The following is a 26,086-nucleotide window of genomic DNA, read 5'->3' as shown; positions in this document are numbered from 1 at the left end:
ACGAGACCGGGGACCGCGCGCGATGAAGGTCGTCCTCTATGGCGGCACCGGGCTCTCCTTCCGCGAGCGCCTCGCCGCGCGCCTGTCGCCGGACTTCACCCTCGTGTCGGCCGATTTCGGCGCCTCGCCCGCGACGCGCGCCGCCTTCGACGGCGCGGAGGCCGTCGTCACCGCGCAATTCAACCGCACGACGCCCGCGAGCGCGGCGCTGCGCCTCATCCAGACGACCGGCGTCGGCTATGACGGGATCGACATCGCCGCCGTCCCCGGCCGAGCGACGCTGTGCAATGTCACCGGCCACGGCGAGGGCGTCGCCGAGTACGTGATCCTCTCCATGCTCCAGGCCTGCCACCGCTTCTGCGAGGCGAATGCGAGCTTCAAGCGGGGGAGCTGGGCGCGCTCCAACAAGCTCGGCGCCGCGCCCCATCGCGAGCTCGCCGGCAGCGTCGTCGGCATCGTTGGGTACGGGCTGATCGGCCGCTCGATCGCGACCCGCCTCGCGCCGTTCGGCGTCACCACGATCGCCGCGAACCGCAGCCCGATCGAGGACGATCCGAACCTTGCCGAGACCTTCACGCTGAAGGACGTCGCTGCGATGGCGGCGAAGGTGGACTTCCTCGTCGTCGCCGTCGCCCTGACCGACCAGACGCGCGGCCTCATCAACCGCGCGGTCCTCTCCGGCATGAAGCGGCGCGCGGTGGTGGTGAATGTCGCGCGCGGGCCGGTCGTGGAGGAGGCCGCCCTCTTCGAGGCGCTGCGCACGCGCACCATCGGCGGCGCGGTGATCGACGTCTGGTACAACTATCCGAAGAATGTGGACGACGAGAACGCGCCGCCCTCGGCCTACGATTTCGCCGCCTTCACCAACGTCTACATGACGCCGCACATCTCGGGCTGGACCGAGGGCACGCTCGACCGGCGAACCGAGATGATCGCCGACAATCTGGAGCGCCTCGCGAGCGGACGCCCGCTCACCCACGTGGTGCGACCCGCGCTCGTCACGAGCTGACGCGACGCCGTCGCCACCCTCAATGGGTGGTGACGGCCTTCTGCGAGCGGCGGGTGAAGAGGCGGCCGAGCGCGCGGCGCGCGAGCGGCATCTGCGAGAACACCGTCAACGCGATCGCCGCGAGGAGGATGAGGCTCACCGGACGGCTGACGAAGCCGGTGAGATCGCCCTGCCCCACCATCAGCGCGCGGCGCAGATTCTCGTCCGCCATCGGGCCGAGGATCACACCGATCACGAGCGGCGCGATCGGGTAGCGCATCTCCGACAGGAGATAGGCGGCGATGCCGACCGCGAGCATCAGGTAGAGGTTCGAGACGTTGAGCCCGAGCGCGTAGGAGCCGAGGACCGAGAGGACCGCGACGATCGGCAGGAAGATCGGGCTCGGCACGCGCAGCACCTTCACCACCTGCCGCGCAAGGACCAGTCCGTTGAGGCACATCGCGGCCGACGCCAGCACCATCACCGCCGCAAGCTCGGCGAGGAAGCTCGGATGCGAGATCGACAGCATGGGGCCGGGCGTCAGGCCATGCAGCATCAGCGCGCCGAGGAGCATCACCGCAGGCGGGCTTCCCGGAATGCCGAGCGTCACGAGCGGGATCAGCGCGCCGCCGATGCAGGCATTGTTCGCCGTCTCGGCCGAGATGAGGCCGGCCGGGTCGCCGGTGCCGAAGGTCTCCGGATGGCGTGAGGTGCTCTTCGCCGCGCCGTAGGAGACCCAGCCCGCGATATCCTCGCCGACGCCGGGCACCGCGCCGATGCCGATGCCCACGAACGCCGAGCGCACGATGTGGCGCATGTTTTTGAGGATCGTGCCGAATTCGGGGACGATCCGCCCCATCACCTGGCGGCTGGCGAGCGGCGCGCCTGTGCGGATGGTGGAGATGATCTGCGGGATCGCGAAGGCGCCGATCAGCACCGGCACCACCTCGAGCCCCGAATCCAGCGCCGGCAGGCCGAACGTGTAGCGCGGATAGAACATCAGCGGGTCGCGCCCGATCACCGAGAGGGCGAGGCCGATAAAGCCCGCGATCCACCCCTTGATGACGAGATCGGGACTCTGGAGCGTCCCGGAGATGATGATGCCGAAGATCGCGAGAAGGCAGAATTCGTAGCTCGTGAAGCCGAGTGCCACCTCCACGATCAGCGGCGACAGGATGACGAGCGCCACCATGCCGAGGATCGTGCCGATGAAGGACGCGGTGGTGGTGAGGCCGAGCGCGCGCCCGCCCTCCCCGCGCGCGGCCATCGGATAGCCGTCCATCGCGGAGGCGGCGGAGGCCGCGGTGCCCGGAATGTTGAGGAGGATCGACGGGTAGGAGCCGCCATAGATCGCCCCGACATACATCGCGATCAGCGCGAGCAGCGCGGTCTGGTAGCCGAAATTGTAGGTGAGCGTCGCGAGGAGGCCGACGCCGAGCGTCGCGGTGAGGCCGGGGAGCGCGCCGAAGACGATGCCGAGGAAGCTCGATCCGAGGAGGATCGCGACCGACCACGGGTCGGTCAGCATCGAGACGATGGCGCCGCCGAAGGCGCCGAGCTGGTCGAGCGGGCTCATCTCAGGCTCCCCACGCGCGGATCGCGCTGCGCACGGCGTCCATCAGCCCGATCGTCCATCCCTCCTTGGGGAGGGGAACGAGGAGGAAATATTTGAACGCGGCGGACAGGAAGAGCGCGGTGACGAGGCTCGTCACCGTCGCCTGCACGGCGCGCCGGCGGAGCGGACCCGACGAGACGGCGATGCCGAAGACGGCCGCGACCGCGGCGAGCGCCCAGACCACGAGGTCGATCGTCTTCTGCCCGTCGGAGCCGACCGGCGGCCACGTCACGAGCGAGACGAGGAAGACCAGGGCCGCGCCGGCCGAGAAGGCGGCGACGAGCCCGTAGCGCTGTCCCTGCGTGGGCAGGAGATAGGCGAACATGAAGACGATGAGGAAGATCGCCGTCGCCGCGACGAAATCGATCCGCGGGACGAGGCCGACAATATAGCCGGTGAGGAGGAGGCCGACGATGATGACGTCCTGTCCCTTGGTCCAGGCCGCGGCGAAGGGGATTGCGAGGATCGAGCCGCCCGACAGGCGCCGATAGTCCGAGACCGCCTTCGCCATCAGCGCCATCGACAGGACGAAGAGGAAGCCGCCGACGATCAGCGGAAAGAGCGCAGGGGAGACGTACCAGGCGTTCTTCACGCCGGCGTAGTTGCCTTCCAGCGGAAAGGTGGTCGCCTTCGCGATCATCAGGATGGCGATGATGGCGAGGACGCCGCTCGTCCACGCATCGGCTTTGCGAAGCGCCGCCTTCGCCTCGGCGGGCTCCTCGCCGGTGACGGCATTGTGCGGGTCGGACGTGTCGCTGATGGCCATGAGGACTTCACATCGTGGGAACGGGACATCGGCCGCAGGCGCGGGTCCCCGAGGGGTCACGGCGCCCGCCGGCGTTCATCGGGTCAGCGCACGGCGGGCCGCGCGCCAGTTCCAGGTCGGGGCGCAGCAGGGCCGCGCGCCGGTTCCGGGTCGAGGCGCGGCATGGCCGCGCGCCGGTTCCAGGTCGAGGCGCGGCATGGCCGCGCGCCGGTTCCAGGTCGGAGCGCGGCGGGGCCGCGCTCCGGTTCCGTCTCAGGGCTTCGGGATGCCGAGCGTTTCCGGGTCGACGGTCGCCGCGTCGAGTTCCCACAGCGTCCAGGCGAAGAGCGATTCGAGGTTGTCGAAGATCTTGGCCGACTCCTCGCCGCTCGCGCCGGAGAGCTTGTAGAAGTTCTTCTGCCCGAACTCCTTGATCGCGTCGGACGCCATCGCGGTGTTGAACGCCTCGGTGATCGTCGCCTTCACGTCGTCCGGCGCGTCCGACTTGATGCCGAAGCCGATGGCCTGGCTGATCGGCAGGTATTGGGAGAGGTCCGGGAAGGTGTCGAAGGCGGACGGGATGTCGCCGACGCCCTCGAACGTGAAGCCGTCCGGGGTGAGCATCGCGAGCGGCTTCAGGCGACCGGCCTGGATGAGCTGCTGCTGCTCGGCGAGCGAGGTCACGACGAGCTCGACCTCGCCGGCGACGGCCGCGTTCTGCGCCGGGGCCGACCCGTCATAGGGGATGTAGTTGAACTTCGCGCCCGACCCGTTCTCCAGCGCGAGGAGGTTGAGGTGGTGGATCGAGCCCGCGGCGCTGGCGCCGGCGCGGATCGAGCCCGGATTCGCCTTCGCCGCCTCGATCAGCGCCTCGAGCGAGTCATAGTCGGAATTCGCGGTGACCGAGATGAGGTCGGGCGACCCGCCGACGATGAAGATGTCCCACACGCCGATCCGCTGGTCCCAGCCGCCCTGGACGGCGGCGGTGACGACCGATTCGGAGAGGCCGACGAGGGTGTAGCCGTCGGACGGCTGGCCGAAGACGTAGGACATGCCGTTGGAGCCACCCACGCCGCCGGTGCGGTTGACCGTGTTAATGGTCGCCCGGTCCATCGCCTTTTCCATCTCGGCCATGATCAGGCGGTTCACGGTGTCGGTGCCGCCGCCGGCGCTCCACACCACGACGTTGGTGATCGGGCGCGTCGGATAGTCCTGCGCGACGGCGGAGCCGGCGGTGATCAGGGCCGCGGTCGCGAGTGTGCCGAGAAGCGTCGTATAGCGTCGTGTCACTGAGTTCCTCCCATCTTGTTTTTGCCGCGCCCACCGCGACGCATGGCGCCCCTTGTCTCGTCGGCGCGGTGTCGGGCGGTTCGTGGTTCAGCGGCAAATGATTGCCGCTAACATCATCGTATGTTTTATTGTATACGTAAAGCCATGAATAGCACCCCGTTCGATCTCGCTTCGCTCCGCCACCACGGCAGCGGCCTCGTCCGCCCCGAATGCGTCCTCGCGCACGCCAGCGGCTACCTTTTCACCGCGGACTGGACCGGGGGCGGCGGCGTCTCCATCCTGGAGCCCGAGAGCGGGGCCGTGCGCCGCCTCCTCGCCCCGCCCGATGCCGGGCTGAAGCCGAACGGCGTGCTCCTCGAGGATGACGGGAGCTTCCTCCTCACCCATCTCGGCGCCGAGACGGGCGGCGTCTTCCGCCTTTCCGCCGACGGCACGGTCACCCCCGTCTTCACCGAGATGGACGGCCGCCCCCTCCCCCCGTCGAATTTCGCCGCGAAGGACGCCGAGGGCCGCCTCTACGTCACGATTTCCACCCGCCACACGCCCCGCCACCTCGCCTCGCGCGGCGACGTGCGCGACGGCTTCATCGTGATGCTCCCGCCCGGCGGAAAGCCGGTGATCGTCGCCGACGATCTCGGCTACACGAACGAGTGCGTCTTCAGCGCGGACGGCGCTTTCCTCACCGTGAACGAGACCTTCACCCGCGAGACGAGCCGCTTCGCGATCCGCGCCGACGGCACGCTCGGCCCGCGCGAAATCATCGCCCGCTACGGCCGCGGAATCTTCCCCGACGGTCTGATCTTCGACGAGGCGGGCGCGCTCTGGATCACCTCGATCGTCTCCAATTCGGTGATCCGCCTCGACCCGGACGGCACCCTCACGACCATTCTCGACGATGCCGATCCGGAGCGGGTCGATGTGGTGGAGCACGCCTATCGCGCCGCCGCCCTCACCCGCAAGGAGCTCGACTGGCCGCATAACGGGCCGCTCAAGAACATCTCGAGCCTCGCCTTCGGCGGCCCGGACCGGCGCACGGCCTATCTCGGCTGCCTCCTCGGCGATTCCATCACGAGCTTCGCCGCGCCCGTCGCCGGCGCCGAGCCCGCCCACTGGAACGCCGACCTCACCCCGCTCGAAGAGGCCGGCCTCCTGCCGGCCAAGGCCGCCTGAAGGACCCCATGCCCGCAACCGCTCCCCTCAAGGTCGTCACCATCGGCGCCGGATATTTCAGCCGCTTCCACCACGACGGCTGGGCGCGCATGGACCGCGTGAACCTCGCGGCCGTCTGCGACGCGGACCGCGCCAAGGCGGAGGCCTACGCCCGCGAATTCGGCGTGCCCGCGGTCTACACCGACCCCGCCGAGATGATCGCCGCCGAAAAGCCCGACCTCGTCGACATCATCACCCCGCCCGCCACCCACAAGGCCCTCATCGAGATGACGGCCGCGGCGGGGATCGACACGATCTGCCAGAAGGCCTTCTGCCGCACGCTCGACGAGGCGCGCGAGGCGGTGGAAATCGCGCGCGCGGCCGGCATCCTCCTCGTCGTCCACGAGAATTTCCGCTTCTCGCCCTGGTTCGTGGAGATCCGCCGCCTGATCGACACCGGCGCGTTCGGCGACATCTTCGGCCTCTCCTTCCGCCTGCGACCCGGCGACGGCCAGGGTCCGCGCGCCTATCTCGACCGCCAGCCTTATTTCCAGACGATGGACCGCTTCCTCATCCACGAGACCGCGATCCACTTCATCGACACGTTCCGCTATCTCCTCGGCGAGCCGCAGTCGGTCTATGCGGACCTGCGCCGTCTCAACCCGGCGATCGTCGGCGAGGATTCGGGGATCTTCGTGATGGACCATGGCGGCGGCGTGCGCGCCCTCTTCGACGGAAACCGCCTCTCCGACCATCCGGCCGACAACCGCCGCCTCACCATGGGCGAGCTCTTCCTCGACGGCTCGAAGATGGCGCTCTGGCTCGACGGGTACGGCAAGCTCTTCACCCGCCCCTTCGGCACCAATGACTGGGTGCCGCACGACTATGAGTGGCAGGAGATCGGCTTCGCGGGCGATGCCGTCCGCGCCACCGAGGCGCACATCGTTGCCCACATCCTCGACGGCGCGCCGCTCCACAACAGCGCCGCCGACTATATCGCCAACCTCGTCATCGAGGACGCGATCTACCGCTCCAGCGCGGAAGGACGGCGCATCGCGCTCGACGGCGGCGGCGATGCGTAGCGCGCCCCCCGCCTCCCTCGACGAGGAGCGTTCGATCGCCCCGGTCGTGCCCTTCGGCGCGCCGCCCCTGACGCGCGCCGACAGCGCCCGCACCCGCGCCGAGACCGCCTATGAGGCGATCAAGCAGCGCGTGCTCGACAACGAGTTCGGCGCGGGCACCTACTTCCTGGAGCAGGAACTCGCCGACCTCCTCAAGATGAGCCGGACCCCGGTGCGCGAGGCGCTGATCCGCCTCGAGAACGAGGGCTTCGTGGAAATCCGTCCCCGCCACGGGATGCGGGTCCTCCCCGTCTCCCCGGAGGACATGCGCGAGATCTACGCGATCCTCACCGTGCTGGAGGCCGAGGTCGCGGCCGAGATCGCGACGCGCGGCCTCACCAAGGACGAGGCGGCGCTTCTGTGGTCCGCCACCAACGAGATGACGGCGGCGCTCGAGGAGGACGACCTCCCGCGCTGGGCGCGCGCCGACGCCGCCTTCCACCGCGACCTCATCATGATGAGCGCCAACCGCCGCCAGCGCCAGGTCGTGCTCCAGTTCTGGGACCAGAGCCACCGGGTGCGGATGCTCACGCTGAAGCTGCGGCCGAAGCCGGTCGATTCCACCGAGGAGCACATCAAGCTCGTCGACGCGATGGTGAAGAAGCAGCCCGAGATCGCCCGCGCGCTCCACCGCGCGCATCGCCAGGAGGCGGGCGCGATGCTCTTGCGCATCCTCGCCGAGCACAACCTCACCCAGCTTTGACGGCGCCGGGCGGCGCACCGGATTGGGGGTGAATGCCACCATCCGTTGCAGCCGTTCCCGGCCTATGCGATGGCCTCGAAGATGAGCGAGCCCGACGACCCGCCCTCCCGCCGCGCGCGCCTCGGCGCCCGACAGATCAGCATGGAAGACGTCGCCCGGAAGGCGGGGGTCTCGGCGATCACCGTCTCGCGCGCGCTCCACCATCCGGACCGGGTGAGCGGCAAGACACGCGCGGCGATCGACGCCGCCATCGCCGAGCTCGGCTACGTGCCGAACCTCCTCGCGGGCGGCCTTGCGAGCGCCACCACGCGCATCGTGTCGATGATCGTCCCCTACGTCACCCACGGCGTCTTCGCCGACGCGATCCAGGGCGCCTCGGACGCGTTCGAGGATGCCGGCTTCTCCGTCCTCCTCGGCAACAGCGGCGGCTCGCCCCAGCGCGAGGAGACGATCGTGCGCAACCTCCTCGGCCACCGCCCGGCGGGCGTGCTGATCCAGGGCGCGAACCACACCGAGACGACGCGGCGCATCCTCCAGAGCGCGGCCGTGCCGGTGGTCGAGATGGGCACGCTCCCGCCCCGCCCGATCGACATGGCCGTCGGCTACTCCAACCACGAGGCGGCGCGCACGATGACGCGCTTCATCGCCGGGCGCGGGCGCAAGCGGATCGGCTTCGTCAGCGTCCCGCCTGCGGAGAATGACCGGGCGAACGAGCGCCTGCGCGGCTTCAAGGCGGCGCTGGAGGACATGGAGCTCGAATTCCACCCAGAGCTGGTGCTCCACACCAATTACGGCATCGCCGAGGGCCGCGCCGCGCTCGCCGCCCTCCTCGACCGACCGGAGCCGCCCGACGCCGTCTTCTGCGCCTCGGACCTGTGGGCCGCGGGCATGATATCGGAGTGCGCCCGGCGCGGCATCCGCGTGCCGGAGGACATCGCGATCACCGGCTTCAACGACCAGGAGATCGCGTCGGAGACGGTGCCGGGCATCACCACCATCCGCGTGCCGCGCTACCAGATCGGGCGCGTCGGCGGCGACCTCATCATGCGCCGCCTGCAGGGGCTCCCGGCCGACAAGATCGTCGATCTCGGCTTCAAGCTGATCGAGCGGGAGAGCGCCTAGCGCGCTTGCCGCTCAGGTTGGATCAACCTGAGCGAAAAGCAATCGCGCCAGACTGATGGAGCGAACACGCTTTTCTCGCTCAATCCGATGCGGATTGAGCGAGACGTGTTCTAGCGCGCTTGCCGCTCGGGTTGGATCAACCTGAGCAAAGAGCAATCGCGCCAGACCAATGGGGCGAACACGCTTTTCTCGCTCAATCCGCTTCGGATCGAGCGAGGCGTGTTCTAGCGCGCTTGCCGCTCAGGTTGGATCAACCTGAGCGAAGAGCAATCGCGCCAGACCAATGGGGCGCCCTCTCCCACACGCGTGGCTTTAGTGGACGGCAGGCTCGCTGATGATGGCGATCAGCTCCTTGGTGACGGCAATCGTCCCCATGTCGCCGCCGAATTCCATCGGGCGCAGGCGGCTGGTATTGAAGCCGAGCTCGATCGCGTCCTCCACGAGGCGCGCGCCGTCGCGCAGCGCCTGCGAGCCGCTCCGGTCGGCAAGATAGTCGAGCATCAGCCCGCCCGACAGGATCGCGGCGAGCGGGTTTGCCTTGTCCTGGCCCATGATGTCCGGCGCGGTGCCGTGGGCGGGCTGGAAGAGGCCGTGCTCGTCGCCGATCTCGGCGCAGGCCGCCATCCCCATGCCGCCGACGAGCCCACCCGCGAGGTCGGACAGGATGTCGCCGAACATGTTCTCCGTGACGAGAACGTCGAACTCCCAGGGCTTGCGGATGAGGTCGAGCGCCTGCGCGTCGATATAGTTCGTGCCGGCCTCGATGTCGGGAAAGTTCTTGGCCCGTTCGAAGAAGATCTTGCGCAGGAAGGCCATCGAGCGGAACACATTGGCCTTGTCGACGCAGGTGACCTTGCCGAGACCGCCCCGCTCCTTGCGCCGGCGGGCGAGGTTGAAGGCGAAATCGTGCAGCTTCTCGGAGGTCGGCCGGGTGATCTGCAGGACGTCCTGCACGACCTCGTCGGTGCAAAGGCCCGGCCGGTTGTGCGTCGCGGCCGAGTAGAAGAGCCCCTCGGTGGATTCGCGCAGGACCACGAGGTCGATCTTCGCCGCGCGCGGGTCGGCGAGGCGGCAAGGCGTGTTCGGGTAGGCCTTCACTGGCCGCACGCCGGCATAGAGCTGGAACCGCTCGCGCAGGCGCAGGTGCGGCGCGATCTCGGTCCCGTCCGGATGGCGGATGTTCGGCATCCCGATCGCGCCCACATAGATCGCATCGAGCTCGCCGACCGCCTTGTCCGCCTCGGGAGAGATGTCCTTGCCGGTCTCTTTGTAATATCCGGCGCCGACCGCGTATTCCTCGAACTCCAGATGGAATCCGCCGATCCTGGTCTCGACCGCGGCAAGAACCGCGATCATCGCGTCCGTCACATCGACACCGATGCCGTCACCCTTCAACGTCGCGATTCGCAAAGCGTTGGCCACGAAAGCTCTCCTCTTGGGCCGAACGCTGCGAAAGGCCGGCCGATTGTTTGCGATGCCTCCGGCCCCGGCGCGAGGCGGGTGGCCGTGGCATCGATGATCTCATGTTAGCGTACATCAAATATGCGCTTGCGCGGAAGGCCCACCCCGCGCCTTTCGTCCGATCCCGTGCGCGGCAAACAGGGGGATTGAAGCGGGCGCCGGGATCGACGCATCCTGACGCCATGCGGCAGCGAGCGCGGCCCGACGGAAGGCGCGCCCCGCGGGTCTCCCCGGCCCCGGCGCGCCGATCGTGCCAGGCCCGATGAGCGACGAGGTGATTTGATGAGAGATCCGGCCAAGATCGTGTTCCTCGATCGTGAGACGATCTCCCCCGAGACGGTGATGCGGGCCCCGAACTTCCCGCACGAGCTGACGACCCACCTCAGCACCGCGCCCGACCTCGCCGCCGAGCGCATCCGCGACGCCGACATCGTCATCAACAACAAGGTCAAGCTCGACCGGGCAGCGATCGAGGGGGCGAAGCACCTGAAGCTGATCGCCATCGCGGCGACGGGCTATGACGCGATCGACCTCGCCGCGTGCAAGGACAATGGCGTCACCGTCGTCAACATCCGCAATTATGCGAAGAACACCGTACCGGAGCACACCTTCGCGCTGCTCCTGGCGCTTCGCCGCAGCATCGTCCCCTACCGCCAGTCCGTCATGGACGGGCGGTGGGAGGAGGCCGCGCAATTCTGCTATTTCGACTACCCGATCGCGGACCTTTCCGGCGCGACGCTCGGCATCATCGGTGACGGGGCGCTCGGCAAGTCCGTCGCCAAGCTCGGCGAGGCGTTCGGGATGAAGGTCCTCTTCTCCACCTACAAGGGTGTGGAGGGGATGGGGCCGCTCTACACGCCCTTCGACGACGTCATGCGGCTGAGCGACGTCATCACGCTGCACTGCCCGCTGATGCCGTCCACGCGCAACCTCATCTCGCACCGCGAGTTCGCGCTGATGGCGCGCAAGCCGCTCCTCATCAACACCGCCCGCGGCGGTCTCGTGGACGAGGAGGCGCTCGCCGACGCGCTCGACAAGGGGCTGATCTCCGGTGCCGGGTTCGACGTGGTGACGACCGAGCCGCCGGGCGCCGGCCACGTCATGCGCCGCATCGCCGACCGGCCCAACGTGATCCTGACCCCGCATGTGGCCTGGGCGAGCCGCGAGGCGATCCAGGGCCTCACCGATCAGCTCATCGACCTCGTCGACGCCTTCTGGGCGGGCACGCCGCGCAACGTCGTCGTCTGACGCCGCGCGCCGGGAGCCGATTGCGGGGGCGGTCCGCCCCCGCAGGGCGTCAGGCCCTGCCCTAGTTGAGGCCCTAGCTCAGGCCGCCGCCGCCTGCTGCGCCTCGCGCAGCTTCTCCTCCGAGGGGAGGAAGACGGTGAGGAGGCCGAGGAGCGGCAGGAAGGAGCACACGTGGTAGACGAAGGCGATGCCCTTCCAGTCCGCCACCGCGCCGAGCGCCGCCGCGCCGATGCCGCCGACGCCGAACGCGAAGCCGAAGAAGAGGCCCGAGATCATCCCGACCCGGCCCGGCACCAGCGTCTGCGCATAGACGAGGATCGCCGAGAAGGCCGAGGCGATGATGATTCCGATGATCACCGTCAGCACGCCCGTCCAGAAGAGGTTCGCGTACGGCAGGGCGAGCGTGAAGGGCAGGATGCCGAGGATCGACACCCAGATCACCATGCGCCGGCCGAAACGGTCCCCGATCGGCCCGCCGACGAAGGTGCCCGCCGCGACCGCGCCGAGGAACACGAAGAGCATGAGCTGGGACTGGCCGACCGTCAGCTCGAACCGCTCGATCAGGTAGAAGGTGTAGTAGCTCGAAAGGCTCGCCAGATAGATGTATTTCGAGAAGATCAGCATCGCGAGGACGGCGATCAGCTTGACGACCGTGCGCTGCGGCAGGCCCGAATGCTCGCGCGGCGCGGTCCGCCCGGCGCTGGCGCGCGCGCGGGCGAGATGGTTCGCCTTCGCCCACGAGCCGACATTCCAGAGCACCACGATCCCGATGAGCGCGAGGACCGAGAACCACGCGATGCTCGACTGACCGAAGGGCAGCACGATCAGCGCCGCGAGCAGCGGGCCCACCGCGCTCCCGACATTGCCGCCGACCTGGAAGAGCGACTGGGCGAAGCCGAACCGGCCGCCCGAGGCCGCCCGCGCGACGCGCGAGGAATCGGGGTGGAAGATCGACGAGCCGATGCCGATGCACATAGCCGCGACGAGGAGTGCCCAATAATGCGTCGCGATCGCGAGGATCACGAGGCCCATGAGGCTCGCCCCCATCCCGACCGAGGCGAGGCGGAAGAGCGGCTTGCGATCGGTGTAGAGCCCCACCGCCGGCTGAAGCAGCGACGCCGTTACCTGGAAGCACAAATGAATGATGCCGATCTGGGTAAAGGTCAGCGCATAGTTCTGCTGGAGAACCGGATAGATGGCCGGAAGCAACGACTGAATGGTGTCGTTGAGGAAATGGCAAAGGCTCAGCGAGACCAGCACGGCGAGCGCCGTCTGGCTCCCGACCGAGGCGGTCGGATTGATGGTGGTGCTGCTCATTGGGTGGCCGCAATCGCTAGTGGGCCTTTCCCGTGTGGCACGGGATGGCCGATGCCGCAAGGCAGGCAACCGTTTGGTTACGACCCCCGCCCCGCCCCCCTGCCCACAATGCGGTCATTGTGCCGCAGGTTTGCTGGACAATCGGGCCACGCACTCACCGCATAGCTGACGGTCATTTTTTGCGCCCCTCCGCCGGGCGGCCGCGCGCGGCGGGAAACCGCGCAGTCTGCGCGCCCGTTCGTGGTAGAACACGCCTCGCTCCGGCCTGAACGAGGATCCTGCGATGGATGACGCCCCCGAGACCCTCCGCGCGCGCCTCGCATCCCTCGAGCGGGGCACCAGCACGGCCGAGGCCCTCGCATTTTATGACAGCCTGCCGGCAACGCCCGTCGAGGCGATGATCGGTGCCTGGCGGGGGCGCGACCTCGAGACCGGCCACCCGTTCGACGGGATGCTGCCGCGCTTCGGCTGGCACGGGAAGCGCTTCGAATCGGCCGAGGACGTGCACCCCCTCGTCTTCGCAAAGCCCGACGGGACACTCTACAGCGTGACCCCCTCCGCCGCGACGCTGAAGGCGCTGAAGGATTATCCGAAGCTCGTGCGGCGGCCGCGGATGCCGAAGATCGTGCGCACCCTCTCCCCGCTCACGGCCACCACGAAGCCGAAGGCGCGGCTGCGGCGACTGGAGTTCCGCGGCGTCCTCACCGCCGCGATGATCTACGACACGCTCCCCATCATCGACGTCTTCCGCAGCGTCGATGCCGACCTCGTGGTCGGCTGCATGGACATGCGCGGCGACGCCGAGCCCTATCTCTTCATCCTGGAGCGGGAGTGAGCGCTCAGGCGACGACGTGGAAGCCGTTGTCGGCGAAGACCACCGAGCCCGTCATCGGCGCCCCCGCCCCGCTCGCGAGGAAGGCCGCGATCCGGCCGATCTCCTCGATCGTGACGAGCTGTCCGGCGGGCGTGCGCTGGCGCACCTCGTCCATCAGCTCGTCGAAGCGGCCGATGCCGGAGGCCGCCCGCGTCATGACCGGCCCCGCCGAGATCGCGTGGGCGCGGATCTTCCGTGGCGCGAGGTCGGCCGCGATATAGCGCACGCTGGACTCCAGCGCCGCCTTCACCGGGCCCATCAGGTTGTAATTCTCCACCACCCGGTCGGCGCCGTAGAAGCTCACCGTCATCAGGCAGCCGCCGTCCGTCATCAGCGGCGCCGCGAGCCGCGCCATGCGGATGAAGGAGTGGCACGAGACATCCATCGCGAGCGCGAACCCCTCCGCCGAGCAGTTGACGACGCTCGTCTGCAGATCCTCGCGCGGGGCGAAGGCGATCGAGTGGAGGAGGAAGTCGAGCTTGCCCCACTTCGCCCCGATCTCCTCGAAAACCGCTTCGAGCTCTCCCGGCACGCGCACGTCGCACGGCGTGATGATCGTGGCCCCGAGCCCCTCGGCGACCGGCCGCACATGGGGCTCGGCCTTGGCGTTGAGGTAGGTCACCGCGAGCTCGGCCCCCGCGTCGCGGAAGGCCGCCGCGCAGCCAGCCGCGATGCTGTGCTCGTTGGCGATGCCCACCACGAGCCCGCGCTTTCCGGATAGATCGACGATCGCGTTCATCGCGTCAGTGTCCCTCTTTGAGCACGGCCACCGCCTCCTCGGCGATCACCGTCTCCTCGTCCGTCTCGATGACATGGACCGCGACGCGGCTCCCGGCGGTGCTGATCGTCTCGGCATTCCGCGCATTGGCGGCGGCGTCGAGCGTCGCGCCGAGGAAGCCGAGGCGCGCAATCACCGCCTCGCGCACCGCCGGCTGGTTCTCGCCGATCCCCGCCGTGAACACGATCGCGTCGAGCCCGCCGAGCGTCGCGGAGAGGCGCGCGATCTCGCCCGCGACGCGCAGCGTGAAGACTTCGATGGCCTCGCGCGCCTCCGGCGCGTCGCTCTCGAGGAGGACGCGGCTGTCCGCGCTGATCCCGCCGGAGAGGCCGATAAGTCCGGACTGGTGGTAGAGGATGTCCTCCACCTCATCGAGCGGCCGCCCCATCGGCCCGAGGAGATGGAGGAGGACGCCGGGGTCGAGCGCGCCGCAGCGCGTCGCCATCGGGATCCCGTCGAGGGTCGAGAAGCCCATGCTGGAATCCTGGCTCCGGCCCGCGTCCATCCCGCACACGCTCGCCCCGCTGCCGAGGTGGGCGGCGACGATCTTGCCGCCCGCGAGCGCCGGAAAGCGCCGCGCCACCGCGCCCGCGATGAACTTGTAGGAGAGGCCGTGGAAGCCGTAGCGCTTGATCCCCTCGTCGCCGAGCGCGCGCGGGATCGCGAAGCGGCGCACGATGTCCGGGTTGGTGCGGTGGAAGGCGGTGTCGAAAGAGGCCGTCTGGATGAGGTCCGGCCGCAGATGCTGCACGGCGCGGATGAGGCGCACGCTCTGCGGCTGGTGGAGCGGGGCGAGATTGGTGAGGCCGTCGATCGCGTCCGTCGTCGCCGCGTCGAGGCGGACCGCGCCGGAGAAGAGATCGCCGCCATGGACGACGCGGTGGCCGGCGACGGCGATGCGGCTCATGTCGACATGCTCGGCGAGCCAGCCGAACGCCTCGTCCATGATCTCGGCGAGCCCTTCGCCGGGCTCGGCCTCCAGCGGCACGTCGAACGTCGCGGGCCCCTCGACCACGTGGAAGCGGACGGGCTTCGCGCGGAAATCGAGGACGCCCTTCGCGATCCGCGCGACGCTGTCGCCGTGCATCTCGAAGAGGCCGACCTTCACCGTGGACGAGCCGGCGTTGAAGGTGAGGAGAAGGTCCGGCGCCATCTCAGATCCCCGCCACCGGCTTCGGCGCGGCGGAGAGCTTGGCGAGCGCGGCCGAACCGATCCGCGCCGTCAGCGGATCGGCCCGGCTCGTGAGCACGATCGGCACGCGCGCGCCGAGCACGAGCCCGGCCGCCGTCGCCCCGGCGAAATAGATGAGCTGCTTGGCGAGCATGTTGCCTGCCTCGAGATCGGGCACGAGGAGGATGTCGGCCTGGCCCGCCACCGGCGACACGATCCCCTTGGTGCGCGCGGCCTCGGCGCTGATCGCGTTGTCGAAGGCGAGCGGGCCGTCGACCTTCGCGCCGGTGATCTGGCCGCGCGCGGCCATCACGGTGAGCGCCGCGGCGTCGAGCGTCGCCGGCATCTTGGGGTTCACCGTCTCGACCGCGGCGAGCACCGCCACCAGCGGTTCTTCCATCCCCAGCGTGTGGAGGAGGTCGACCGCGTTCTGGCAGATGTCGCGCTTGTGCTCGAGCGTCGGCTGGATGTTGATCGCCGCGTCCGTGATGATGATGGGCTTGGCGTAGGCCGGCACGTCCATCGCGTAGACGTGGCTGATCCGCCGCTCGGTCTTGAGGCCGGAGCCGGGCGCGATGACCGCGCCGAGAAGCTCGTCGGTGTGGAGGCTCCCCTTCACGAGGGTCGAGACCTCGCCCGACACCGCCATCGCCACCGCGCGCTCGGCCGCGGCGTGGCTGTGCGGCACGTCGATGATGGTGAAGCCCGCGATCGACACCTTCGCGGCCTCGGCGGCGGCAAGGATCTTCGCCTTCGGCCCGACAAGGATCGGGTCGAGAAGTCCCTCGGCGTGGACCTCCACGGCGCCGAGGATCGCGGCGGCCGAGCAGGGATGGACCACCGCCGCGCGCATCGGCGGGCGCTCCCGCGCCAGTTTCACGAACGCCTCGTAGCGGTCGTGGCGGCGGAGCGAGACGTCGGGCAGCCTCTTGCGCGGCCATTCGATGGTCTTGTCCGGCGCGATCACCGTCGCGACGCCGGTCAGCACCTCCTCGCCTTTCTGGTTCCGGCAGACCGTGTCCAGAAGGACGATGTGCTTCTTGTCCTTCTTCTCCTTGACGGTGACGGTCGCCTCGATCGTGTCGCCGAGCGAGACGGGCTTCATGAAGCGCATCTCCTGGCCGAGATAGATCGTGCCGGGGCCGGGCAGCGCCGTGCCGAGAACGGCCGAGACGAGCGCGCCCGTCCACATGCCGTGCGCGACCACGTGGCCGAACATGTCGGTCTCGGCGAAGACCGGGTCGAGGTGCGCCGGATTGACGTCGCCCGAGACGGCGGCGAAGAGGTCGATATCGTCCCGCCCCACGACGCGCACGATCGATGCGGACTCGCCGAGCTTCAGCTCGTCGAAGGTCCGGTTTTTCATCAGCTTTTCGGTCATCCGATCCTCAGCGCTGGAAGACGTAGGTGCCGGGCGCATCCTCGAGCGGCGGATAGCCCTTGTTCGCCGCGCCGAGCATCGGCGGCCCGACGCGTTCGGCGTCGGAGTGGCTCTTGATCCAGGCGCTCCATTGCGGCCACCAGGACCCCTCATAGACGGGCGCCGCCGCCTCCCACTCGTCGGCGCTGACGCAGGGGTCCGAGAACGCCTTGAAGGCCATGCGGAAATGGCGGTGCTTGTGGCCGGGCTCGGACACGATACCCGCATTGTGCCCGCCGCTCGTCAGCACGAAGGTCACGTCCGTGTCGGTCAGATAGTGGATCTTGTAGACCGAGTGCCACGGCGCGACATGGTCGCGCTCGGTGCCGACGGCGAACATCGGCGCCTTGATGTTCTGCAGCGCCACCGGCCGCCCGTCGATCACGAGACGGCCCGCCGCGAGGTCGTTGTCGAGATAGAGGCGCTGGAGATATTCGGCGTGCATCTTGTAGGGCATGCGCGTGGAATCGGCGTTCCAGGCCATGAGGTCGATCATCGGGGTGCGCTCGCCCATCATGTAGTCGTGGACGAGGCGCGACCAGACGAGGTCGTTCGAGCGCAGGAGCTGGAAGGCGCCGGCCATCTGGTCCGAGGACAGATAGCCCCGGTTCCACATCATGCTCTCGAGGAAGTGCATCTGGCTGGGGTCGATGAAGAGGGCGAGTTCACCGGGCTCGGAGAAGTCGGTCTGCGCGGCGAGCAGCGTCACGCTCGCGAGCCGCTCGTCCCCGGCGCGCGCCATCGATGCCGCCGCGATCGACAGGAGCGTCCCGCCGAGGCAGTAGCCGGTCGCGTGGATCTTGCGGCCGGGCACGATGGCCCCGATCGCGTCGAGCGCATCCATCACCCCCATGCGGCGATAGTCGTCGAGCGACAGGTCGTGGTCGGCCGCGCCCGGATTGCGCCAGGAGATGCAGAAGACGGTGTGCCCCTCGCCGACGAGGTAGCGCACGAACGAATTATCCGGGGAGAGGTCGAGGATATAATATTTCATGATCCAGGCCGGCACGATCAGGATCGGCTCGGCGACCACCTCCGCCGTCGCGGGGCTGTACTGGATCAGCTCGATGAGATGGTTGCGGTAGACCACCTTGCCCGGCGTCACCGCCACCTCGCGGCCGGGGCGGAAATTCTCCGTCCCCACCTCGGGCTGCCCGGTCAGGTGCCGGTTGGCGTCCTCCATCCAGTTGCGGAAGCCCTGGACGAGATTCTGCCCGCTCGTCTCGATCGTCTTGGCGATCACCTCGGGGTTGGTGAACGGGTTGTTCGACGGGGCGAACACGTCGAGGATCTGCCGCATCGTGAAGGAGACGACGTCCTGGTGGTGCGGCTCGACGCCCGGCACCTTGTGGGTGACGCCGTGCCACCATTGCTGGTTCAGGAGGAAGGCCTGCGCCCAAAGTGAATAGGGTGGCGAGGCCCACAATTTGCCGCTGAAGCGGTGGTCACCCGGCAGGGGCTCGATGCAGGGCGGCACGTCCTGGCTCAGCATCGAGGAGCCCATGTAGGTGAGGAGCCGCGCCGCCTTCCGCGCCGCCTTGTTCGCAAGCTCCAGCCGCTTGCCCGGCGCCATCGCGAGGTGGAGCGACCAGTCATAGAAGGCGAGGGAGAGGGCCGCCGGCGAAAGGCCGCCGGTCGCCTGCGCGAGGAACGCCTCGCGCATCCGGTCGATGGCGCGGAACGCCTCGACATCACCCTCGTCGACGTCTTCGAGCGCCGGCCGCGAGGCGGTGCCCTTCGTGTCGAATTTCATCGCATCCATACTCGAGAGCCTCTTCCCGCCGGAACGGCCCGCGCGCACTGCGCTGCCGCATTCGTCCGGCCGCCCTGTCCCGCTCGCCGCCGGTCCGTGCCGTCCGCCGCGGGACGCAGACGACGGGCCGTCATGCGCTCATGCCCCACGCGCGGTGGCTGCCCGCGAACCATTCGCGATCTTGCGCGCCGTAGAACATTCATTTCGGCAAACTATGCCGCACCGCACAATCAATATCCAGTTCGGACCCGGCCGGCCATGCCCACGCCGCCACCGACCCATGTGGACAGTGCATGGCGAGATGTCACGCCGATGACGTGTCGCACTCGGGCCAGGTGAATTTGGGTTTGCGGGAGCGGCGGCTTTTCGAAAGGATCGCCCGGCGAACAAGCAAGGAGGCGCCGCAATGCATCTGGCCCGTTTCCCGCGTTACCGCCTGGCCCATCTGCCGACCCCGCTGGAGCCGATGCCGCGCCTCTCGGCCCATCTCGGCGGGCCGGAGCTGTGGATCAAGCGCGACGATTGCACCGGCCTCGCCTCGGGCGGCAACAAGACGCGCAAGCTCGAATTCCTCATCGCCGAGGCGCTCGCCGCCGGGGCCGAGACCGTGATGACGCACGGGGCCGTCCAGTCAAACCACGCCCGCCAGACGGCGGCCGCCGCCGCCCGCGTCGGCCTCAAATGCCATCTCCTCCTCGAAGAGCGGATCGCGACCAATGATCCGAACTACAATGAGAACGGCAACGTCTTCCTCGACCTCCTCCACGGCGCGACGCTGGAGCACCGCCCGCCCGGCCTCGACATGAACGCCGAGCTTGAGGCGGTCGCGGAGATGCGCCGCGGCGCGGGCGAGAACGTCTTCACCATCCCCGGCGGCGGTTCGAACCCCACCGGCGCGCTCGGCTACGTCAACTGCGCCATGGAGCTTCTCAGTCAGGCGAACGATCGCGGCCTCGTCATCGACCGCATCGTCCACGCGACGGGAAGCGCCGGCACCCAGGCCGGCATGGTCACCGGCCTCAAGATGCTGAACGCCGATATCCCCCTCCTCGGCATCGGCGTACGCGCCCCGAAGGAGGTCCAGGAGGGCAACGTCTTCAAGCTCGCGAGCGCCACCGCCGAGAAGCTCGGCCATCCGGGCATCGTCGCGCGCGAGGACGTGGTCGCGAACACCGATTATGTGGGCGAGGGGTACGGCATCCCGACGCCGGGCACGATCGAGGCGATCGAGCTCTTCGCCCGGATGGAGGGGATCCTTCTCGACCCGGTCTATTCCGGCAAGGGCGCGGCGGGCCTCATCGACCTCATCCGCAAGGGCACGTACAAGGCGGGCGAGCGCATCGTCTTCCTGCACACGGGCGGCTCGGTCGGCCTCTTCGGCTACACCGCGAAGTTCGACTATCATGCGCGCACGGCCTGAGACGGCCGCTGCGGGGCGGATACCGGGAAGGGACCGGCGATGCGTGTGATCGGGATCATCGGCGGGATGGGGCCGGAGGCGACTGTCCTCCTGATGAACCGCATCATCGCCCTCACCCCCGCGCGCGATGATTCCGACCACGTGCCGATGATCGTCGACAACAACACCGCGATCCCCTCCCGCATCGCCCATCTCATCGAGAAGACCGGCATCGATCCCGGCCCGACGATCGCCGGGATGGCGGCGAAGCTCGAACGCCACGGCGCCGATTTTCTCGCGATGCCCTGCAACACCGCCCATTCCTACGCAGAGGCGATCACCGGCGCGGTCACGATCCCCTTCCTCGACATGGTGGCCCTCACGGTGGAGGCGGTGCGGCGCCGCCATCCGGGCGTCGCGCGCGTCGGCCTCCTCGGCTCGCCTGCGATCGAGATCACCGCCATCTTCGACCGCGCCTTCGCCGCCGCCGGCATCGATGTCGTCTATCCGCCCGACCGCGACGCCCTCCTCGGCGCGATCCGCGCGATCAAGCGCGGCGATCAGGGCGCGGCCGCAACCGCTCCCCTCAGGGCCGCCTATGCCGGCCTCGCCGAACAGGGCGCGGGCGTCGCGATCGTCGCGTGCAGCGAGTTCTCGCTCGTCGCCGACACGCTCGCCGGCCCCCTGCCGGTCATCGACACCGTCACCATCCTCGCCGAGGCGTGCGTCGCCGCGGCCGGGCCGGCGACGCGCCCCCTCGCCCACGCCGCCGGCTGACAAGCCGCCCGACCCCGCACCACCCGAGAGAGCGAATGACGAACCAAGCGACCCCGTTTCACCCCGACCGGCTGAAGCGGCTCCTCAATGCGTCCGGCACCATGACGACGCTCGGCGCCTCGCGCGGCGTGCCGCAGGCGATCGCCGCCGCCGCCCTCATGGCCGAGCGCTTCGTCGACATCGCCGACCTGCAGCGCCACGCGAGTCGGGCCATTGCGGCGGCGACTGGGGCGGAGGGCGGCTGCGTCACCGGGTGCAGCGCGGCCGGCCTCTCCCTCGCCGTCGCCGGGGCGATGACCGGCAAGGATCTCGCCCGTATCGAGCGCCTGCCGGACACGGACGGCCTGCGCAACGAGATCGTCGTCCAGGCCGGCCACCTCGTGAACTATGGCGCGCCGATCGACCAGGCGATCCGCCTCACCGGCGCCCGCGTGGTCCCGGCCGGCACCGCCGCGCGCGTCGAGGAGTACAACATCGCCGACGCGATCACCGAGCGCACGGCCGCGGTCGTCTTCGTCATCTCCCACCACGTCGTCCAGGAGGGGCAGACCGCGCTCGTCGACGTCGTTGACCTCGCGCACGCGCGCGGCGTGCCGGTGATCGTCGACGCCGCCGCCGAATACGACCTCGCCGGCCCGATCGCGGCCGGCGCCGACGTCGTGGTCTACAGCGCGCACAAATTCCTCGGCGGGCCGACGGCGGGCATCGTCGCGGGCCGCCTCGATCTCGTCACCGCGACCTATCTGCAAAATCGCGGCCTCGGCCGGCACATGAAGGTCGGCAAGGAGGGGATCGCGGGGACGATCGCGGCCCTCCAGGCATGGTCCGAGCGCGATCACGAGGCGGCGGCCGAGCGCGAGGCCGCGATCCTCTTCGACTGGGAATGCGCGCTGGAGGACGTGCCGGGCCTCACCATCACGCGCCACCGCGACTGGACGCAGAACCCCGTCACCCGCCTCGCGGTGAAGGTGGAATACGAAGCCGGGCTCTATGCCTGGGAGCTCGCCGACCGCCTCGCCGCGCGCGACCCGGCCGTCATCGTGCGCGACGATCTCGTGGAGCACGGCACGATCTATCTCGACCCCTGCAACGTCTCGGAGGCGGAGGCCGCACTCGTCGGGATCGCGCTGCGCGAGGAGGTCGCGCGCGCGACGCGCCGCGGCGACGGACGGGCGATGAGCCTCGGCGCCCGCCGCCGCGCGGCCGCCGCGGCCGCGCTCGCCTGGGGCGACCCGCTTCAACCATGACAGGCGACGGCAGGCTCCCTTGAAAGACCTTTCATGACAGACCTTCCCCTCAAGGGCCGCGTCGCCATCGTCACCGGCGCCGCGCGCGGGATCGGCCTTGCCGCCGCGACCCGCCTCGCCCGTGCCGGCGCCGCCGTCGCGCTGGTCGACATCGACGAGCCCGCCCTCGCCGAGGCCATCGCGCCCCACGCCGGCGACGAACTCGCCCTCTTCCCCTTCCGTGCCGATCTCTCGACGCGCGCGGGCGCGATCGCGGTCGTCGGCGCGATCGAGGCCGCGTTCGGGCGGATCGACATCCTCGTCAACAACGCCGCGATCGTCGACGACACCACGCTCGACGAACTCGAGGAGACGCGCTGGCACACCGTCCTCGCCGTCAATCTCGACAGCGTCCTGTGGATGACGCAGGCCGCCGCCCCCGCGCTTGCGCGGAGCCCCGCAGGGCGCGTCGTGAACCTTGCCTCCACCCAGGGGATCCGCGGCCAGCCGAACGCCCTCGCCTACTCCACCGCGAAGGGCGGCGTCGTGAACCTCACCCGCTCGCTCGCCGTCGACCTCGGCCCGTCGGGCATCAATGTCAACGCCGTCGCCCCCGGCTTCATCGACACGCGCATGGCGCTGATGCCGGACGGCGGCCACGAGCACCGCACCGACTGGTTCCAGGACATCTACGTCAAGCACGGCCGCATGCCGCTGCGCCGCGCCGGCACGCCCGACGACGTCGCCGGTCCGATCCTCTTCCTCGCCGGCGACGACAGCCGCTACGTGACCGGCCAGGTCCTGGTGGTCGACGGCGGCTTCACCGCCACCTACTAGCGGTCGGATGCCAAGCTTTTGTGCAGCGCACCGCACTGCACATTGGGTTGCCATCGGCGAGCCCGCACGACTATGGTGCGGTTCGCGAACAAATAAAGGTTCGACGGAGACGCCGCGCCCATGACGACCGGACGCACGACCCCCGACAGCGCCCAGATCGGCCCGGCGAGGAACGCCGCCCCGCTCCTCGCGCTGAAGGACGTGCGGATGCGCTTCGGCGCCATCGAGGCGCTGCGCGGCGTGAGCTTCTCGGTCGGGGCAGGCGAGGTCGTCGCCCTTCTCGGCGACAATGGCGCCGGCAAGTCCACCCTCGTGAAGATCATCTCGGGCGGCCTCCAGCCGACCGCCGGCGCCGTCCTCTTCGAGGGCGCGGAACGCCACTTCTCCTCCCCCGCCGAAGCGAAGGCGGCCGGCATCGAGACGGTCTATCAGGACCTCTCGCTTTGCACGAATGTCGATGTCGTCGCCAACTTCTTCATGGGGCGCGAGATTACCCGCAAAGTCCTCGGTATCCCGATCCTGTGCGAGAAGGAGATGCAGGCCGAGACCGCGGCGGCGCTGGAGGCGGGCGGCACGCGCATCCCCTCGCTGCGCACCAATGTCGAGCACCTCTCGGGCGGCCAGCGCCAGGCGATCGAGCTCAACCGCTTCGTCCACTGGGGCGGCAAGCTCGTCCTCCTCGACGAGCCGTTCGCCGCGCTCGGCGTCGAGCAGACGCGGCGGGGCCTCGAGATGGTGGACAGGGTGCGCCAGCGCGGCATCGGTGTCATCCTCATCACTCACGTGATGGCCCAGGCCTTCGCCGTCGCGGACCGCATCGTCGTGATGCGCCAGGGCGTCGTCGCGGGCGACGTGCGCACGGCCGACACGAGCCCGGACGAGGTCGTCCACATGATCACCGGCGAGATCGAGACCGTCGGACAACGGACCTGAGAAGCCAACGAGGAGAAGAGCACCATGAGGCAACTTTGGCGTATCTGCGCGGGAGCGGCATTGGCCGCCGCGATTGCGTTCTCTCCGATCTCCCCGGCCTCCGCGCAGGAAGCAAAGGGCAAGATCTATTATCTCGTCCCGACCCTGCTCGATGAGTTCCAGACCGGCTCGGTGAGCGCGATCGAGAAATTCATGGGCGATGTCGGCTACGAAGTCGTCTCGCTCGACGGGCAGAACCGGACCGACCTGCAGCTGAACCAGCTCGACGACGTCCTCAACCTCGACCCCGCCGCCCTCATCATCGCCGCGGTCGATTTCGACGCGATCAAGCCCGGCATCGAGAAGGCGCGCGCGGCCGGCGTCCCGGTCATGATCTTCGACCGCCAGATCACCTCGACCCCGTCCGACCTCACCTCGGTCGCCGGCACCATCGAGATCGGCCAGCTCGCGGCCAAGGAGATCTCCCGCCTCCTCACCGAGAAGAAGGGAAGCCTCTCGGGCAAGGTCCTCCAGATCCTCGGCGACCCGGGCGACCCCTACACGCTCGACATCCAGAAGGGCTTCGAGGATTCGATGGCGGGCTCCGACGTCACCATCCTCACCCAGCCGGCGATGCAGTGGGAGGCCTCGAACGCGGGTTCGATCGCGCAGGACCAGCTCCTCACGAACCCCGACATCGACCTCATCTTCGTCCACGCCGCCCACCTCGCGGTCGCGGTCGCGGCCGTCCTCGAAGCGCAGGGCAAGGCGCCGGGCGAGATCATGCTCGTCTCCTCGAACGGCGCGCCGGTGGGCCTCGACCTCATCCGCAAGGGGTGGGAGCAGGTGGAGGTGGAGCAGCCGCTCTACGCCCAGGCCGCGGCCCTCGCGATGTTCGCCGACAAGGTGATCGCCGGCGAGGAGCTGACACCCGGCGAGTATGACGTCACGGGCCTCCCCTCCGTCCTCACCGTCGAGGCGTGGGGCCCGAACATCAAGATCCCGGGCGCCGTCATCACCGCGGAGAATGTCGACGACCCGAAATTCTGGGGCAACCTCCAGCCCCCCGCCGAACCGGTGACCCCGGTCGAATGATCCCAGGCGGGCGGCCCGCGCCGCCCGCTCCCCCTCTCCCGTCCGATCGCACCCGACCATGAACGCCACGCAACAAGACGCCTCGCGCCTCGGCCCCCGCGCCCGGGCGGTCCTCGGCTTCGTGCTCGACAATCTCGTCTGGCTGATCCTCGTCGTGGTGCTCGTCGCCTTCTCGCTCGCGATCCCGCGCTTCTTCCAGATCGGGATCCTCCTCAACATCCTCGAGCAGTCGACCTTCGTCGGCGTCATCGCGGTCGGCCTGTCGCTGACGCTGATCGCCGGCCACATGGACCTCTCGGTGGAATCGGTGATGGCGTTCGCGGCGATGGCCGTCGCCCTCACCTTCGGCACCGGCGGGGCCGGGGCGGGGCTCGAGCTCACCCCCGCCTTCCTCGCCTTCCCCGTTTCGCTCGCGATGGCGCTCGCCGTCGGTGGCCTCATCGGCCTCTTCAACGGCACCCTCGTCGTGCGCTTCGGCATCAACGCCTTCATCGTGACGCTCGGCTCGTACATCTTCGTGCGCGGCATGGTGGTCGCGCTCTCGGGCGGGCGCTCGGTCTACGGCCTGCCGGACGCGCTGCGCGTCATGGCGGTGGACCGGATCGCCGGCATCCCGCTGATGGCGTGGGTGCTGATCCTCGTCTTCGCCCTCTTCGCCTTCATCCTCGGCAGGACCCCGTTCGGCCGTCACCTCATCATGATCGGCGGCAACCCGATGGCGACCTTCCGCGCGGGCATCGACGTGAAGCGCACCGTCACCATCGCGTTCATCCTGTCGGGCGTCCTTGCCGGGCTCGCGGGCTGGCTCCTCGCCTCGCGCACCGCCGGGGCGACCGCCAATCTCGGCATCGGGATGCTGTTCCAGGCCTTCGCCGCCGTGGTGATCGGCGGCGTCAGCCTCAAGGGCGGCCAGGGCCGCCTCTCCGGCGTCTTCGCGGGCGTCCTCCTCCTCACCTCGATCCAGACCGCGATCAACGTGATGGGGATGCCGCCCCACTTTACCCAGATGATCCAGGGGAGCCTCGTCCTCGCCGCCGTCCTCCTCGACGCCCTCAAGGGCACCGTCAGGCGGCGCTATCTCTAGA

At 69.2% G+C, this 26,086-nt stretch carries 23 protein-coding genes; 14 read left to right on the top strand and 9 right to left on the bottom strand.

Annotated features, from left to right (window positions below; all coding sequences use genetic code 11):
• Positions 1-22: 22 nt before the first annotated feature.
• Complete coding sequence (locus tag DBV35_RS05415) at positions 23-1,009, top strand: 2-hydroxyacid dehydrogenase (RefSeq protein WP_108659187.1); 987 nt, start codon at positions 23-25, stop codon at positions 1,007-1,009.
• 19 nt (positions 1,010-1,028) lie between these two features.
• Here the strand turns inward: DBV35_RS05415 and DBV35_RS05410 are convergent, their stop codons facing one another.
• The 3 genes from DBV35_RS05410 to DBV35_RS05400 all read right to left on the bottom strand — a co-directional run bounded on the left by DBV35_RS05410 (position 1,029) and on the right by DBV35_RS05400 (position 4,638).
• Positions 1,029-2,564: a tripartite tricarboxylate transporter permease gene (locus DBV35_RS05410; protein WP_108659186.1), complete on the bottom strand. Its 1,536-nt coding sequence runs from the start codon at positions 2,562-2,564 to the stop codon at positions 1,029-1,031.
• A 1-nt stretch (position 2,565) separates the two neighbouring features.
• Positions 2,566-3,369 carry a hypothetical protein gene (locus DBV35_RS05405; RefSeq protein WP_108659185.1) on the bottom strand — a complete coding sequence of 268 codons (804 nt, stop codon included), beginning with the start codon at positions 3,367-3,369 and terminating at the stop codon, positions 2,566-2,568.
• Positions 3,370-3,621: 252 nt separating this feature from the next.
• Positions 3,622-4,638, bottom strand: coding sequence for a Bug family tripartite tricarboxylate transporter substrate binding protein (locus DBV35_RS05400; RefSeq protein ID WP_108659184.1), 1,017 nt, complete (start codon positions 4,636-4,638; stop codon positions 3,622-3,624).
• Between the two features lie 144 nt (positions 4,639-4,782).
• On the opposite strand from DBV35_RS05400, the gene DBV35_RS05395 reads away from it, so the two are divergent.
• The 4 genes from DBV35_RS05395 to DBV35_RS05380 all read left to right on the top strand — a co-directional run bounded on the left by DBV35_RS05395 (position 4,783) and on the right by DBV35_RS05380 (position 8,733).
• The gene (locus DBV35_RS05395; RefSeq protein ID WP_157961588.1) at positions 4,783-5,808 is read left to right on the top strand and encodes an SMP-30/gluconolactonase/LRE family protein; all 1,026 of its coding nucleotides are present in this window, start codon (positions 4,783-4,785) and stop codon (positions 5,806-5,808) included.
• Between the two features lie 8 nt (positions 5,809-5,816).
• Entirely contained in the window at positions 5,817-6,869 is a 1,053-nt protein-coding gene (locus DBV35_RS05390) for a Gfo/Idh/MocA family protein (RefSeq protein ID WP_108659182.1), read from the top strand.
• Complete coding sequence (locus DBV35_RS05385) at positions 6,862-7,611, top strand: GntR family transcriptional regulator (RefSeq protein WP_108659181.1); 750 nt, start codon at positions 6,862-6,864, stop codon at positions 7,609-7,611. Before DBV35_RS05390 ends, DBV35_RS05385 begins: the two co-directional genes overlap by 8 nt.
• A gap of 81 nt (positions 7,612-7,692) precedes the next feature.
• A complete protein-coding gene (locus tag DBV35_RS05380) occupies positions 7,693-8,733 on the top strand; it encodes a LacI family DNA-binding transcriptional regulator (protein ID WP_170134876.1) in 1,041 nt (346 codons plus the stop codon).
• A 312-nt stretch (positions 8,734-9,045) separates the two neighbouring features.
• On the opposite strand, the gene DBV35_RS05375 is transcribed toward DBV35_RS05380, so the two are convergent.
• Positions 9,046-10,155, bottom strand: coding sequence for an isocitrate/isopropylmalate dehydrogenase family protein (locus DBV35_RS05375; RefSeq protein WP_245943847.1), 1,110 nt, complete (start codon positions 10,153-10,155; stop codon positions 9,046-9,048).
• 321 nt (positions 10,156-10,476) lie between these two features.
• Between DBV35_RS05375 and DBV35_RS05370 the strand changes: the two genes are divergently transcribed.
• Positions 10,477-11,442 (top strand): D-2-hydroxyacid dehydrogenase, encoded by a 966-nt coding sequence (locus DBV35_RS05370; protein WP_108659178.1) that lies wholly within the window; start codon positions 10,477-10,479, stop codon positions 11,440-11,442.
• 78 nt (positions 11,443-11,520) lie between these two features.
• On the opposite strand, the gene DBV35_RS05365 is transcribed toward DBV35_RS05370, so the two are convergent.
• Positions 11,521-12,759: an MFS transporter gene (locus tag DBV35_RS05365; RefSeq protein WP_108659177.1), complete on the bottom strand. Its 1,239-nt coding sequence runs from the start codon at positions 12,757-12,759 to the stop codon at positions 11,521-11,523.
• A gap of 283 nt (positions 12,760-13,042) precedes the next feature.
• On the opposite strand from DBV35_RS05365, the gene DBV35_RS05360 reads away from it, so the two are divergent.
• Positions 13,043-13,594: a DUF4334 domain-containing protein gene (locus DBV35_RS05360; RefSeq protein ID WP_108659176.1), complete on the top strand. Its 552-nt coding sequence runs from the start codon at positions 13,043-13,045 to the stop codon at positions 13,592-13,594.
• Between the two features lie 4 nt (positions 13,595-13,598).
• Here DBV35_RS05360 and fabI read toward each other — a convergent pair whose 3' ends face one another.
• The 4 genes from fabI to DBV35_RS05340 are packed head-to-tail and all read right to left on the bottom strand — an operon-like array spanning position 13,599 to position 18,764.
• Entirely contained in the window at positions 13,599-14,372 is a 774-nt protein-coding gene (fabI, locus tag DBV35_RS05355; protein WP_108659175.1) for an enoyl-ACP reductase FabI, read from the bottom strand.
• A 4-nt stretch (positions 14,373-14,376) separates the two neighbouring features.
• On the bottom strand, positions 14,377-15,564 hold the full coding sequence (locus DBV35_RS05350) for an acetate/propionate family kinase (RefSeq protein ID WP_108659174.1): 1,188 nt from the start codon (positions 15,562-15,564) through the stop codon (positions 14,377-14,379).
• A 1-nt stretch (position 15,565) separates the two neighbouring features.
• On the bottom strand, positions 15,566-16,963 hold the full coding sequence (locus tag DBV35_RS05345) for a bifunctional enoyl-CoA hydratase/phosphate acetyltransferase (RefSeq protein ID WP_108659173.1): 1,398 nt from the start codon (positions 16,961-16,963) through the stop codon (positions 15,566-15,568).
• A gap of 7 nt (positions 16,964-16,970) precedes the next feature.
• Positions 16,971-18,764, bottom strand: a complete 1,794-nt coding sequence (locus tag DBV35_RS05340) for a PHA/PHB synthase family protein (protein WP_108659172.1) — start codon at positions 18,762-18,764, stop codon at positions 16,971-16,973.
• Positions 18,765-19,161: 397 nt separating this feature from the next.
• Here DBV35_RS05340 and cuyA point away from each other — a divergent pair, with 397 nt between their 5' ends.
• The 7 genes from cuyA (at position 19,162) to DBV35_RS05305 (ending at position 26,085) form a co-directional block, all read left to right on the top strand.
• Positions 19,162-20,175, top strand: coding sequence for a D-cysteate sulfo-lyase (cuyA, locus tag DBV35_RS05335; RefSeq protein ID WP_108659171.1), 1,014 nt, complete (start codon positions 19,162-19,164; stop codon positions 20,173-20,175).
• Positions 20,176-20,214: 39 nt separating this feature from the next.
• Positions 20,215-20,931: a cysteate racemase gene (gene cuyB / locus DBV35_RS05330; protein ID WP_108659170.1), complete on the top strand. Its 717-nt coding sequence runs from the start codon at positions 20,215-20,217 to the stop codon at positions 20,929-20,931.
• A gap of 35 nt (positions 20,932-20,966) precedes the next feature.
• Complete coding sequence (locus DBV35_RS05325; protein WP_108659169.1) at positions 20,967-22,178, top strand: aminotransferase class V-fold PLP-dependent enzyme; 1,212 nt, start codon at positions 20,967-20,969, stop codon at positions 22,176-22,178.
• A gap of 33 nt (positions 22,179-22,211) precedes the next feature.
• Positions 22,212-22,994, top strand: coding sequence for an SDR family NAD(P)-dependent oxidoreductase (locus DBV35_RS05320; protein WP_108659168.1), 783 nt, complete (start codon positions 22,212-22,214; stop codon positions 22,992-22,994).
• 120 nt (positions 22,995-23,114) lie between these two features.
• Positions 23,115-23,927, top strand: a complete 813-nt coding sequence (locus DBV35_RS05315) for an ATP-binding cassette domain-containing protein (protein WP_205648475.1) — start codon at positions 23,115-23,117, stop codon at positions 23,925-23,927.
• Positions 23,928-23,951: 24 nt separating this feature from the next.
• Complete coding sequence (locus tag DBV35_RS05310) at positions 23,952-25,001, top strand: sugar ABC transporter substrate-binding protein (protein WP_108659167.1); 1,050 nt, start codon at positions 23,952-23,954, stop codon at positions 24,999-25,001.
• Positions 25,002-25,059: 58 nt separating this feature from the next.
• A complete protein-coding gene (locus tag DBV35_RS05305) occupies positions 25,060-26,085 on the top strand; it encodes an ABC transporter permease (RefSeq protein ID WP_108659166.1) in 1,026 nt (341 codons plus the stop codon).
• Position 26,086: the final 1 nt, after the last annotated feature.

This window comes from Acuticoccus kandeliae, from assembly GCF_003073115.1.
This window is presented reverse-complemented; position numbering and strand designations above follow the sequence as displayed.